The organism is Collimonas pratensis, assembly GCF_001584185.1.
In the GTDB taxonomy this organism is placed as follows: Bacteria; Pseudomonadota; Gammaproteobacteria; order Burkholderiales; family Burkholderiaceae_D; genus Collimonas; species Collimonas pratensis.
In genome coordinates, this window is sequence record NZ_CP013234.1 from 4,475,165 (window position 1) to 4,487,817 (window position 12,653).

At 61.6% G+C, this 12,653-nt stretch carries 10 protein-coding genes; 7 read left to right on the forward strand and 3 right to left on the reverse strand.

What is annotated here, in order from left to right:
- The 6 genes from otnK to CPter91_RS19935 all read left to right on the forward strand — a co-directional run bounded on the left by otnK (position 1) and on the right by CPter91_RS19935 (position 7,554).
- On the forward strand, positions 1–1,308 hold the full coding sequence (gene otnK / locus CPter91_RS19910; protein ID WP_061943202.1) for a 3-oxo-tetronate kinase: 1,308 nt from the start codon (positions 1–3) through the stop codon (positions 1,306–1,308).
- Positions 1,305–1,952, forward strand: a complete 648-nt coding sequence (gene otnC / locus CPter91_RS19915; RefSeq protein WP_061943204.1) for a 3-oxo-tetronate 4-phosphate decarboxylase — start codon at positions 1,305–1,307, stop codon at positions 1,950–1,952. Before otnK ends, otnC begins: the two co-directional genes overlap by 4 nt.
- Positions 1,953–2,005: 53 nt before the next feature.
- Entirely contained in the window at positions 2,006–3,328 is a 1,323-nt protein-coding gene (locus CPter91_RS19920; RefSeq protein WP_061943206.1) for an MFS transporter, read from the forward strand.
- Positions 3,329–3,362: 34 nt separating this feature from the next.
- Positions 3,363–4,151 (forward strand): 2-oxo-tetronate isomerase, encoded by a 789-nt coding sequence (gene otnI, locus CPter91_RS19925; protein WP_061943208.1) that lies wholly within the window; start codon positions 3,363–3,365, stop codon positions 4,149–4,151.
- A gap of 40 nt (positions 4,152–4,191) precedes the next feature.
- Positions 4,192–5,169 (forward strand): D-erythronate dehydrogenase, encoded by a 978-nt coding sequence (denD, locus tag CPter91_RS19930; protein WP_061943210.1) that lies wholly within the window; start codon positions 4,192–4,194, stop codon positions 5,167–5,169.
- 123 nt (positions 5,170–5,292) lie between these two features.
- Positions 5,293–7,554 (forward strand): mechanosensitive ion channel family protein, encoded by a 2,262-nt coding sequence (locus tag CPter91_RS19935; protein WP_061943212.1) that lies wholly within the window; start codon positions 5,293–5,295, stop codon positions 7,552–7,554.
- Between the two features lie 10 nt (positions 7,555–7,564).
- On the opposite strand, the gene CPter91_RS19940 is transcribed toward CPter91_RS19935, so the two are convergent.
- From CPter91_RS19940 to CPter91_RS19950, 3 genes are all read right to left on the reverse strand, one after another.
- Positions 7,565–8,212, reverse strand: a complete 648-nt coding sequence (locus tag CPter91_RS19940; protein ID WP_061943214.1) for a class I SAM-dependent methyltransferase — start codon at positions 8,210–8,212, stop codon at positions 7,565–7,567.
- A complete protein-coding gene (locus CPter91_RS19945) occupies positions 8,209–9,645 on the reverse strand; it encodes a chloride channel protein (protein WP_236905869.1) in 1,437 nt (478 codons plus the stop codon). Before CPter91_RS19945 ends, CPter91_RS19940 begins: the two co-directional genes overlap by 4 nt.
- Before the next feature lie 174 nt (positions 9,646–9,819).
- Complete coding sequence (locus CPter91_RS19950) at positions 9,820–10,830, reverse strand: hypothetical protein (RefSeq protein WP_061943216.1); 1,011 nt, start codon at positions 10,828–10,830, stop codon at positions 9,820–9,822.
- Positions 10,831–11,022: 192 nt separating this feature from the next.
- Between CPter91_RS19950 and CPter91_RS19955 the strand changes: the two genes are divergently transcribed.
- Positions 11,023–12,618, forward strand: coding sequence for an MFS transporter (locus CPter91_RS19955; protein WP_061943218.1), 1,596 nt, complete (start codon positions 11,023–11,025; stop codon positions 12,616–12,618).
- The last annotated feature ends 35 nt before the right edge of the window (positions 12,619–12,653 follow it).

Consider the following 12,653-nt stretch of genomic DNA (forward strand, 5'->3'; position numbering starts at 1 on the left):
ATGTCACTGCAATCCAATACAGCATCAAGCCCCCTGCTCGGCTGCATCGCCGACGACTTCACCGGCGCCACCGACCTCGCCAACATGCTGGTGCGCGAAGGCATGCGCACCGTGCAGACCATCGGCGTGCCGGCAACCGCGCCGCAGGATGTCGATGCTATCGTCGTGGCCTTGAAGTCCCGCACAGCGCCGGCCGCAGAAGCGGTCGCGGATTCGCTGGCGGCATTAAGCTGGTTGCAGCAACAAGGCTGCCGCCAGTTCTTCTTTAAGTACTGTTCCACTTTCGATTCCACCGCCAAGGGTAATATCGGTCCGGTGATCGATGCCCTGCTGCAGGCATTGGGCAGCGACTTCACCATCGCCTGTCCGGTGTTCCCGGAAACCGGACGCACCCTGTATCGCGGCCACCTGTTCATCCAGGATCAGCTGCTGAATGAATCCGGTATGCAGAATCATCCGTTGACGCCAATGACCGACGCCAACCTGGTGCGTGTGCTGCAGCAGCAGACGCCATCCAAGGTCGGCCTAATCGCCTATCCGGCAGTATCCCAAGGCAGCGAAAAGATCCAGGCGGAGATCGCCGGCCTGCGTCGGCAAGGCGTGCGCATGGCGATCGTCGATGCGCTGGAAAACCAGGACCTGTACGCCATCGGCGCCGCCTGTGCGGATCTGTCGCTGGTGACGGGGGGCTCGGGCATTGCACTCGGCCTGCCGGCCAATTTCGTCAAGGCCGGCCTGCTGCAGCCTGGCGCAAAGGCAAGTGCATTGCCCGGCGTCGAAGGCTGGTCGGTGGTGCTGGCCGGCAGCGCATCGAAAGCGACCAATGCACAGGTTGCGGCATGGATGGAAAAACATCCGGCGTTCCGCCTTGATCCGCTCGCGCTGGCGCGTGGCGAACCAATAGTGGCGCAAGCCCTGGCTTTCGCAGACAAGCACCTCGAACAACAACCGCTGCTGATCTACGCAACCACCACACCGGAACAAGTCAGGCAAGTGCAGGCCGAGCTCGGCGTCGAACGCGCCGGCCAGCTGATCGAACAGGCGCTAGCCGACATCGCCGTCGCCTTGCAAGCCAGCGGTGTGCGGCGCTTCGTGATTGCCGGCGGCGAGACTTCCGGCGCGGTGGTCAAGGCGCTTGATGTGCACGCATTGCGCATAGGCGCCCAAATTGATCCCGGCGTGCCTGCGACAGCATCGATAGCCACCGACGGTTCTCCGGTGCTGGCGCTGGCTCTGAAGTCCGGCAATTTCGGCAGCGTGGATTTCTTTGAAAAAGCGCTGCGCCAGTTGGGGGAAACGCGACTATGAACACGGCATTGAAAGAACAGGCGCTGCGCGCCGAAATCTGCGAAACCGGCGCCAGTCTGTATCAGCGCGGTTACACCGTCGGCAGCGCCGGCAATATCAGCGCCCGGCTGGACGACGGCTGGCTGATCACCCCCACCGACGCCTGCCTCGGCCGCCTGGCGCCGGCGCAAATCGCCAAGGTCGACCTGAGCGGCAAATGGGTCAATGGCGACAAGCCGTCGAAGACACTGGCGCTGCATCGCGCGGTGTACGACAACAACCCGCAGGCGCAAGCCGTGGTGCATACCCATTCGACCCATCTGGTGGCGTTGTCGCTGGCGGGCGTCTGGCACGACCGGTGCGTGCTGCCGCCGATCACGCCGTATCAAGTGATGAAGGTCGGCCAGATTCCCTTGATTCCCTATTGCCGTCCTGGCGATCCGCAAGTGGCAGAGCAAGTGAAGTCATTGGCGACCTCGGTGCGCGGCGTCCTGCTGGAACGGCTGGGGCCGGTGCTGTGGCACGAGAGCGTTTCGCAGGCGGCGTTCGCACTGGAAGAACTGGAAGAAACCGCGCGACTCTGGCTGATGTTGGAAAACAAACCGGAGCCGCTCAGCGCCGCGGCCCTGGATGAGCTGTATCGGGTATTTGGCGCACGCTGGTAAGTTTCAGACAATAGAAACATCCGCATTCTAAAAATCACATTGGTGGAGACAAGATGTCCGTAACGATCAACAAGCAGGCCATACCGGCCGGCGTCAGCCTGCCGGCCGAGCAGGCAGAAAATCTGTACAAGAAAGTATTCTGGCGCTTCGTGCCATTCATCATGCTGTGTTACGTGGTGGCCTACCTGGACCGCGTCAACGTCGGCTTTGCCAAGTTGCAGATGTCTCAAGACCTGGGCTTCAGCGAAACCATCTTTGGCCTCGGCGCCGGCATTTTCTTCCTCGGCTACTTCCTGTTCGAGCTGCCCAGCAACCTGATCATGAACCGGGTCGGCGCCAAGCTGTGGATCGCCCGCATCATGATTACCTGGGGCGTGCTGTCGGCCTGCTTCGCCTGGGTGCAGACGCCGACCCAGTTCTATGTCTTGCGTTTCCTGCTGGGCGTAGCGGAAGCCGGCTTTTATCCCGGCATCATCCTCTACCTGACCTACTGGTTTCCCTCGCACCGGCGCGCCAAGGTAGTCGCCACCTTCATGGCGGCGATTCCGATCTCCGGCATTTTCGGCAACCCGCTGTCGGGCTGGATCATGCAGGCTTTCCATGGCGCCAGCGGCTGGCATGGCTGGCAATGGATGTTCATGATCGAAGCGGTGCCGGCAGTGCTGGTCGGGATTGCCGTGTTCTTCGTGATGGACAACAGCATCCGCAAGGCCAAGTGGCTGACGGAAGCGGAGAAGGATTTCCTGGAAGCGGAAATCCGCGCCGACCAGAAGGATAAGCACAGCCCGAAAACCACCGCGGCCGTGTTCAAGGACATCCGTATCTGGCATATGTGCCTGATCTACTTCTGCATCGTCATGGGCCAGTATGGCCTGACGTTCTGGCTGCCGACGCTGGTCAAGGCTTCCGGCGTGGTGGGCGATTTCAAGATCGGCCTGATCAGCGCGATTCCCTTCCTGTGCGCGGTATTTGCCATGATCCTGATCGGCCGCCGTTCCGACCGCCTGCGGGAGCGGCGCTGGCATCTGATCGTGCCGGCCCTGCTGGGCGCGGTCGGCTTCGTGGTCTCGGCGCTGGCCGCTGACAATACCGTGATCGCGATTGCTTTCCTGTCGCTGGCGGCCATGGGCGTGCTGACCTGCTCGCCGCTGTTCTGGTCGCTGCCGACTGCTTTCCTGTCTGGCACCGGCGCCGCCGCCGGCATCGCGGTGATCAACTCGGTCGGCAACCTGGCCGGCTTCGTCAGTCCTTTCCTGGTTGGCTGGCTGAAGGACACCACGCACAACAACCGGACCGGCATGTTCATGCTGGCCGGGATGCTGGTGATCGGCGCCATTGCGATCCTGAAGACACCGCCTAAAATGGTCAATCGATAACGCTTATTTTCCAAGAAAATTCCAGGAGTCCGCAATGCCACGTTTCGCCGCCAACCTGAGCATGATGTACAACGAACATGCCTTCCTCGACCGCTTTGCAGCCGCCGCCAAAGATGGCTTCAAGGGTGTCGAGTTCCTGTTCCCCTATGAACATGCCGCTACTGAACTGCAGGCAAGACTGCAAGACAACGGCCTGAGCCAGGCGCTGTTCAACGCGCCGCCCGGCGACTGGGCGGACGGCGAACGCGGTCTGGCCTCCTTGCCCGGACGCGAAGATGAATTCAAACGCAGCGTCGCCACCGGCCTCGAATACGCGCAAGTGCTGGGCAACCGCAAACTGCACGTGATGGCCGGCCTGATCCAGCCACAGCAGGAGCGCGCTCGCCACCGCGCCGTCTACTTGGAAAACCTGGCCTATGCCGCGGCCCAGGCCGCCGTACATGGCGTCACCATCGTCATCGAACCGATCAATACGCGCGACATTCCCGGCTTCTTCCTGAATCGCCAGGATGAGGCGCAGGCGATTTGCGCCGAGGTCGGCGCCGATAACCTGCAGGTGCAGTTCGACTTGTATCACTGCCAGATCGTCGAAGGCGACCTGGCGGTCAAGCTCAAGCGCGACATGCAGCGCCCGCAGGCCGGCATCGGCCATATCCAGATTGCCGGCGTGCCGGAACGGCATGAGCCGGATAGCGGCGAGATCAATTATCCCTACCTGTTCGAGCTGATCGACTCGCTCGGCTACCAGGGCTGGGTCGGCTGCGAGTACCGGCCGCGCGGGGCCACCTCTGCCGGCCTGGGCTGGCTCAAACCCTGGCTGTAAATAGATACACGATACAAACACGATTGAACAAAGGAACATCATGCAAGTAGTCATCACCGGCGGCGCCGGCTTCCTCGGCCAGCGCCTGGCGCGCAGCCTGCTCAAGCAAGGCAGCCTGCCCGACCGCAGCGGCCAGTTGCAAACCATCAGCAAGATCGTCCTGGTCGACGTAGTCGCCGCCAGCGGCTTCGACGACAGCCGCATCGAACAGGTCACCGGCGACATCACCGACAGCGCCTTGCTGGAACGCGCGATCACCAGCCAGACCGCGGCGGTCTTCCACCTGGCGGCGATTGTCAGCGGCCAGGCGGAAGCCGACTTCGATCTCGGCATGCGCATCAATCTGGATGCCGCACGGCTGCTGCTGGAACGCTGCCGCGCCTGCGGTCATGTGCCGCGCGTGATCTTCACCAGCTCGGTAGCGGTATTCGGCGGCGTCCTGCCGTCAGTCGTGCAAGACCATACCGCGCTCAATCCGCAATCGTCCTACGGTGCGCAAAAGGCGATCGCGGAACTGCTGCTCAACGATTACAGCCGCAAGGGCTTCGTCGATGGCCGCGTGCTGCGCCTGCCGACCATCAGCGTGCGTCCCGGCAAACCCAACCAGGCCGCCTCCTCTTTCGCCAGCGGCATCATCCGCGAACCGCTCAACGGCCAGCCGGCAGTCTGCCCGGTCGCGCCGGATGTGCACCTGTGGCTGCTATCGCCGCGCAAGGTAATCGCCTGCCTGATCCACGGCTATGCGCTGCCGGCCGATATCCTGGGGAAAAGCCGGACCATCAATCTGCCAGGGATCTCGGTCACCGTCGCCGAAATGGTCGCGGCGCTGGAACGCGTCGCCGGCAAGGAAGTCGCCGCCCGCATTGAATGGCAACACGACGCCATCATAGACCGCATCATTTCCAGCTGGCCGGGCGCCTGGGACGCCAGCCGCGCGCTCGACCTCGGCTTCGTCGGCGACAGTAGCTTCGACGACGTGGTGCGCGCCTATATCGAAGACGATTTGCCGGCGGCCTGAACTCGCGCGGCCTGCTCCATGGTAAAAGCCGGCCGCAAGATGTTTTTTTGACACATATCGATTCGGCCAGCTTGTGCCTGCGGTACGGTAAGATTGTCACTTTATGACTTTTGCCTAGCCGACATGAAAACCAGCTATCCCCAGCATCTAGTACGCTTGCTATCGGGTTCGCTTCTGCTGTTTTGCTTGCTGCTGGCAAACGGCGCTCCGGCACGGGCGGCAACGGCCGCCGCCAGCGCTGACACCGCCGCCAGCACGCCGGCCGCTCCCGCTGCCGCGCCAGCGCCGCTGGACTCGCTGTCCAAGGTGCTGCAAAGCAGTCCCGGCACGGGCAGCCTGGTGGCCACGCTGATCCAGGCCGAACAGCAGAACAGCAAGGCCTCGCCCGAACAGAAGGGTTTCATCGGCCTGATTTCCAATAGCCTCGACACTTTTCAGGCGCATCTGCATCAGGTCATCACGCCGGAAAAATTCTGGAACCGGCAGTTTTCGCTGGCCTGGCAAGACCTGTCGACCATCCTGCAGCGCCAGGAATCGGAAACCGGATGGCAGGCGCTGGCGGGCTTTCTCGAAATGCTGGCCTTGTTCGGCGCCGTCGCTATCGCCTTGCACTATATCGGCAAGCGGGTGCAACGGCATTTCAATATCCAGACGACGCTGTCGTCCGATCCCAGCATGAAGGAATTGCTGCTGTATATATGGCGCCACATCGCGCCGCTACTGCTGGCGCTGGTGGTGGAAATCTCGGTCACCATCAGCCTGGATGCGGCGCACGGGCAATCGCTGGGGCGGGTGCTGGCCACGGTGCTGCTGTACACCCTGGTCGGCGCGCGCCTGTTCCAGGCCATCTGCGCCATCATTTTTTCGCTGTCGCACGGCGGCCACCGCATGATCGCGGTGCACATCCTGTACCAGCGTGGTTTCAAGCTGCTCTTTGTCATCGGCTGCGCCGGCTGGCTCGGCGACGCCCTGGACAATCCGCACGTGAACCAGATCATCGGCGTCCACCTCTCGAGCGTGGTGGCGACCCTGGCCAGCCTGACGGCGGCGATACTGGGCGGGGTGTTCGCCCTGCTGTTCCGACGACCGGTGGCGCACATCATCCGCAACCGGCCGCGGGCGGTGCGGCGCGACCACCCGGCGCGCATGGAAACGCTGGAAGTGGTGGCGGCCGTCTGGTACCTGCCGGTGCTGCTGCTGAGCATCACCGTCAGCGTCGCCACCATCCTCGATCTGTCGACCAATAATTCAGCCCTGAATCACGCGCTGGCCAGTGCGGCGCTGCTGATCGCCATGTTTTTCATCGGTGCGCTGCTGCAGCGCATACGCGCCCGCAAGGCGACGGCCGGAGTGACGCGCCGCCAATCACCCTATATCCTGCGCCTCAGCAACGTCGGCTTCAGCCTGCTGCAGCTGGCCTTGTGGATCGGTTTCTTCGAATTGCTGACCAGGATCTGGGAACATTCGCTGCTGGAATTCGCCAACGCCACCCTGATCGGCCAGATGATCGTCTCGGCGCTGGGCAAGATTGGCCTGACGCTGGTGATCGCCTGGCTGATCTGGATCCTGCTCGACACCTTCATCCAGGAAGCCATCAACCCAACCCGCAACAGCCGCTACGCGCGCAAGAACCCGAGCACGCGCATGCGCACCATCCTGCCGCTGCTGCGCAACGCTCTGATGCTGATGATCCTGACCATCACCGTGATCACCACGCTGGCCAATCTCGGCATCAATGTGACGCCGCTGCTGGCCTCGGCCGGGGTGGTCGGGCTGGCTTTCGGCTTCGGTTCGCAATCGCTGGTGAAGGACCTGATCACCGGCGTCTTCATCCTGATGGAAGATTCGATGTCGGTCGGCGACTGGGTCGATGTCGGCAACGGCCATGCCGGCACGGTCGAGAACCTGACCATCCGCACCGTGCGCCTGCGCGACAGCAACGGCTCGGTGCATAGCGTGCCGTTTTCGCAGATCACGGCGATCAAGAACGACTCGCGCGAATACACTTATGCCTCACTCAAGCTGAGCGTCACCCACGATTCAGATGTCGACCAGGCGCTGCGCCTGATGCGCGAAACCGGCGCCGAGATGCTGGAAGACCGGCGCCTGCGGCGGCTGCTGCTGCAGCCGATCGAAATTTACGGGGTCAACGGTTTCGACTTGAACGGCGTAGCGCTGCTGGCCGGCATCCGTACCAAGCCGCAAACCCAGAGCGAGGTCATGCGCGGCTTCAACCTGCGCATCAAGAAAAAAGTGGATGACGATCCGAAGGTGCACTTCGCCACCGAGTGGGCGAATTTTCCGCTGACTGCGGTCGAGCCGCCAGCGTCGACGCCGGTGGAGAACGGCACGCCGGACTTACCGGCGGCCGGCTCCAAGGCCTAGGGCCTGGGAACTATTTGATGCGGCAGCTCAGCAGCCAGTAGTACTCCAGCCGCAGGATGCGCAGTTCGCGCGTGATCGGCGACAGTTTCTTGCGCAGGCCGCTGTCGGTCGGGAAATTCTTCATGACTTCATAGCGCTCGCCGTTGGGCAAAGTGCGAAACTGGTAGGTATTGCCTTCGGCATCGGTGCGGGCGATCGGCGTGCTCTGCTCTTCGACGTAGCCGTTGTCTATCATCACCAGCAAGATGTCCTTGCCAAGTTTTTCGCGCAGCTGGGCGATGAAACGGACCTGGTCCTGGCGTCCCACGTGCGACCACCAGAAGCCCAGGAAGCAGGCGCTGAACTTGCGGTCTGTCTCAAAGGTATTGATGTCTTGCAGCGCAAACGTGGCTTTGCCGGCCGGCAGCCGCTTGGCTTCGGCCAACGCAATCATTTCCGGATTGATATCGGTCGCCAGCACCGATTTCGCGGTGGCGGCGATCTGCTCGGTCCAGAAGCCGGTGCCGCATGCCAGTTCCAGCACGTCGTGGCCTTCCATCAGTTCCTGCACCCTGACCTGCAAGGTCAGCAATTCATCCTGGCGCTCGGGACGCTGGTAAATCTCTTCATATGTTGTAGCACGTTTGGCGTAATACGCCGCCATATCGGTATTAATCATTTTTTGGTTCCGCTTTCCTGTTCACCGTCTTGCTCACTCTTCTGCTCATTATTCAATTCCTTCACTTCTGCAATTTCTTTCACTTCTTCAATTCCTGTTTGCGGCATTGCAATCTGCGCCGGCATCACAGCGGCACATGCGACCCGGTAACGTTCCGACAAGGCGTCATACAGCGGCGGCGCAAAGAAACGCGAAACGCGGCTGGCGATCAGCGCCGTCGCCATCAGCGAGATCACCAGTGCATGGCCGTTGATCATTTCCATCACGATCACGAAGGCAGTGATCGGCGATTGCGTCACCGCCGCCAGATAGCCCACCATCGCCAGCGCAATCAACATCTCCAGGGAGGTATTGCCGAACACCTGGTGCAGCAGATTGCCGAAACCGGCGCCGATCGACAAGGACGGCGCGAAAATCCCGCCCGGAATCCCCGGCAGGTAGGACGACACCATCGACGCCATTTTCAGGAATGGATAAAACACCGACAGCTGCTGATGCCCTTCCAGCAAACCCTTGGCCTCGACATAGCCGCTACCGAAAGTAGCACCGCCGGCAATGATGCCGATCAGCGCGACCGCCAGGCCGCACAGCGCGCCGAAGGCGATCGGACGGTTGCTGCGCAGATCCTGCAGCCGGGCTGGAATCCAGCGCTTGGTATTCAGCAGCAGCCAGCAAAAACAGCCGCCGGCGATGCCGGTAAGAATCCCGGTCACCAATACCGCCAGCGCCAGCATGTCGGTCAGCGCGCTGTTGATGTGAATGGTGCCGAAATAGGTATAGTTGCCGTTCAAGCCCAAGGCCACCGCACCGGCAAAAATAATCACAGTAATCACCACGCCGCTGGCTCTGTGTTCAAAGCTGCGCGTCAATTCTTCAATCGCAAACACAATCCCGGCCAGCGGTGTGTTGAATGCCGCCGACAAGCCGGCCGCAGCCCCCGCCAGGATCAAGCGCCGCTCCAGCGCTGCGCTGGCGCGCGGATACAGGCGCCGCAGATTGAACATCAGCGCCGCGCCGACCTGCACTGTCGGACCTTCGCGGCCGATGGTGAAGCCGCCCAGGATGCCGATGAAGGAGACGCCGATCTTGCCCAGCAATAGCTTGATCGATAGCAGCGACTGGCCGCGCCGGGTGGTGTCTTCTTCCAGCGTGGCGATCACTTGCGGAATGCCGCTGCCCTCGGAGCCGGGAAAATAGCGGCGTGTGGCCCATACGCACAGCGCGCCGACCGCCGGCGTGATAAACAGCGGCAGCCAGAAATGCGATTGCTGCATGGAGCGGAACATGCCGAAACCGACATCCATCAGCCAGGCATACAGCACCGCAACCAGCCCGACCAGCACCGCCCCCATCCACAAAATGCCGTATTTACGCCAAGCGCGCCGTACCTGACGCAGCGTCTGATCGGAAAAACTAGGGGGAAGCGGATTCATTGGAATTGGGCGCAAAGACATGATTATAAATTATCCCTGCGCAATTCCCGCCAAATTGGCCATAGTCATGTCGATCAAGCCGACACGGCGGCGGCAGGCCGGCCCAGCCTATGCGTAATAAAAACACAATTAGCCATCTCGGTTGCAGGACGCCGGTGCAAAGAAACAGGCCGTCTAGATGTGATAGTTTTTGAGCCAGGCCTTGACGTTTTTGATATCTTCAAACGCCAGCAAGTCATTCTTGAGAGCATGGATGTTCTGCTGGACGCTCTTGGCCGCGCTTTTCAGATGCCGCATCGCCAGCAGCGGCGACATGGCCTCCTGCAATCCCAGGTTGAAGCGCATCCGGAACTCTGCTTCCAGCCCCGCAATCTCATCGCGCAGTTCCGCCGACTGTTCCGTCAGTACTTTGCTGTAGTGCTGCAGATGCTGTTCAGACAGGGAATTGATGCGGCTCTGGTCGATCTGCTCGATTTCCAGCTGCAGTTCCAGCAAGCCGAGCAGATCCTTCTTGTCATAGGCGATATTCACCCTTTGCATCAGCGCGGTCTTGCGCGCGTGTTCCAGCGGGTCCTGCTCGCGGTCGGGATGCAGCGCGCTGGCCAGCTTGCGATAGACTTCGCGCACTGACTGGCTGGCCTTGTGCAGTTCTTCCTGCTGCTTGGCTTCCCTGGCGGCAGCCTTGGACGATTTTTTGCGTTTTGCCGCGCGCGCATGTTCACGTTGCTGTTCAGCCGACGCATGGGGCTCGCTATCGGCTTCCTGTCCGGATTCCGCCAGGTCCTCCGGCTGTCCTTCCGCTGCATCGACAGCCGCGCCGCCATGCATCCGGTAGATCCGTTTCAGGTCCGCGGCATCGCTGTCGACTATGATGGCGGCGCCGACGGAACAGATGATGTGGCTGATTTTTTCCTGGTCGTGCCGGCTCAGGCCTTTCGCCGAGTAGGCATCGTCCAGCAGGCGCACCAGCTGCGCCACCAGTGCGTGGTAGCTGCGCATCAGCGGCTGGTACTGGCTGGCGTAGTACTGCTGGTGCAAGGGAATCACTTCCTGCCATGCCGCCAGCAGCTGGCGTTCGGTCTCCAGTTTCCTGAGCAGCGCATTGAAGATTTTCTGCGCGGGCGACAGGCTGGCCTGGCCGTGCTGTTCGACGACGTTGAGCGCCTTGTTGTCTGTTTTTTTCATCGCTTGCTTTACCGCGGATTGGGGTGTGATTATAAGTGCCTCTGGCGACGCGCAGCAGAAACCTGCCAAGGGGCGTATCATCTTGTCTTCGCAATAAGTATTCATCCGTATCCTGCTGTGCCTTGCGGCAATCAATCATAGATTTCCATGCCCTGTTCCACCAACCGGCGACTCCGCCGATAAAACAATCCTATGGCCATCCATTCCGCCTCCGCGCATTCGAGCGACCAGGTACTGCCCTTCCGTGAATCATTGCTTGCCATGCTGGGCATCGCCTTCGTGGTGATGCTGGTGGCGCTCGATTCGACCGTGGTCGGCACTGCGCTGCCCACCATCGTTGCTGAACTGAAAGGCTTTGAGCTGTATGCCTGGGTCGCGACTTCCTACCTGCTGACCTCCGTCATCACGGTGCCGATCTTTGGACGGCTGGGCGATTTCTACGGCCGCAAACCCTTCGTGCTGGTCTCCATCATCCTGTTCACCGCCGCCTCCATCCTGTGCGGCATGGCCGACAGCATGCTGTGGCTGGTGATTGCGCGCGGCTTGCAAGGCATAGGCGGCGGCATGCTGGTCGGCACCGCGTTTGCCTGCATTCCCGACCTGTTCCCGGGCGCCCACGTGCGCCTGCGCTGGCAAGTGCTGATGAGCACCGCGTTCGGCATCGCCACCGCGGTCGGGCCATCGCTGGGCGGCTTCCTGACCCAGTACTGGGGCTGGCGCTGGGTGTTCTATGTCAACCTGCCGGTCGGCGTGCTGTCGCTGTTCTTCGTCTATAAATACCTGCCGCATCTGCGCCATACCCATCCGGACGCCAAGATCCGCCTCGACTGGCCGGGCGCGCTGCTGATCACCGCCTCGCTCGGCTGCCTGCAACTGTTCGTGGAAATGCTGCCCAAGCATGGCTTGTCGCTCGCCATGCTGGGCTTGCTGGCGGCCAGCATCGTCAGTTTCGTCGCGCTGTGGAAATGGGAACATCACACGCCGCAGCCGATCCTGCCTTTCGACCTGCTGCTCGATCCCAAGTTATCGGTCCTGTTCCTGCTGTCGGTGCTGAGCGGCTTCTCCATGTTTTCGCTGATGTTCTATGCGCCGCTGCTGTACCAGGGCGGCTTCGGCCTGTCGCCGCAGGAAGCCGGGCTGCTGATCACGCCGCTGGTGGCCTGCATCATGGTCGGCAGCATTTCCAACGGCCGCATCATCCCGCGCCTGAAGAATCCCAACATCATGCTCTACATCGGCTTCAGCCTGCTGGCGCTGTCCTGCCTGGGCGTGGTGATTTCCAACCGCTGGACCTCGCATGGCGTGATCGCCGGCTTCATGCTGACCGGTGGCCTCGGACTGGGTTTCATCCTGCCCAACCTGACCATCTTCATCCAGCAGGAAGCCGGCCGCGAACACCTCGGCATCGCCACCGCGCTGATGCAATCGCTGCGCATGATCGGCAGCATGCTGGGCACCGCCATCATCGGCACCCTGATCAACCACATGTATGCCGGCAGCGTGCGGCAGGCGCTGGCGGAACAGAAAGCCGATGCCTGGTTCAGCAGTTTCGCCGATCCGCAAATCCTCATCAGCCATGAGACCCAGACCACGGTGCTGGCGCAACTGGCGAGCGCCGGCCATCAAGGCCAGTTGCTGCTGGAAGCCGCGCGCGAAGCGCTGATCGGATCTATCCACATGGGCGTCGGCCTGGCGGTCGTAGTCACCGGCATCGCACTCTGGCTGGTGAGCAAAGTGCCGCCGATTACCCTGCACATCAAACCCGAAGCAGGCGCGGTCACGGAATAGACAAGCGGCACAGACCGGGCCAGCGGCAGGCCCGC

Excerpts from the sequence above, each read along its gene's own strand:
- CPter91_RS19945 (WP_236905869.1), bottom strand. The coding sequence starts at position 9,645 with ATGAATCCGCTTCCCCCTAGTTTTTCCGATCAGACGCTGCGTCAGGTA.
- CPter91_RS19940 (WP_061943214.1), bottom strand. The coding sequence starts at position 8,212 with ATGATTAATACCGATATGGCGGCGTATTACGCCAAACGTGCTACAACA.
- otnC (WP_061943204.1), top strand. The coding sequence starts at position 1,305 with ATGAACACGGCATTGAAAGAACAGGCGCTGCGCGCCGAAATCTGCGAA.
- otnK (WP_061943202.1), top strand. The coding sequence starts at position 1 with ATGTCACTGCAATCCAATACAGCATCAAGCCCCCTGCTCGGCTGCATC.
- CPter91_RS19920 (WP_061943206.1), top strand. The coding sequence starts at position 2,006 with ATGTCCGTAACGATCAACAAGCAGGCCATACCGGCCGGCGTCAGCCTG.
- otnI (WP_061943208.1), top strand. The coding sequence starts at position 3,363 with ATGCCACGTTTCGCCGCCAACCTGAGCATGATGTACAACGAACATGCC.
- CPter91_RS19935 (WP_061943212.1), top strand. The coding sequence starts at position 5,293 with ATGAAAACCAGCTATCCCCAGCATCTAGTACGCTTGCTATCGGGTTCG.
- denD (WP_061943210.1), top strand. The coding sequence starts at position 4,192 with ATGCAAGTAGTCATCACCGGCGGCGCCGGCTTCCTCGGCCAGCGCCTG.
- CPter91_RS19950 (WP_061943216.1), bottom strand. The coding sequence starts at position 10,830 with ATGAAAAAAACAGACAACAAGGCGCTCAACGTCGTCGAACAGCACGGC.
- CPter91_RS19955 (WP_061943218.1), top strand. The coding sequence starts at position 11,023 with ATGGCCATCCATTCCGCCTCCGCGCATTCGAGCGACCAGGTACTGCCC.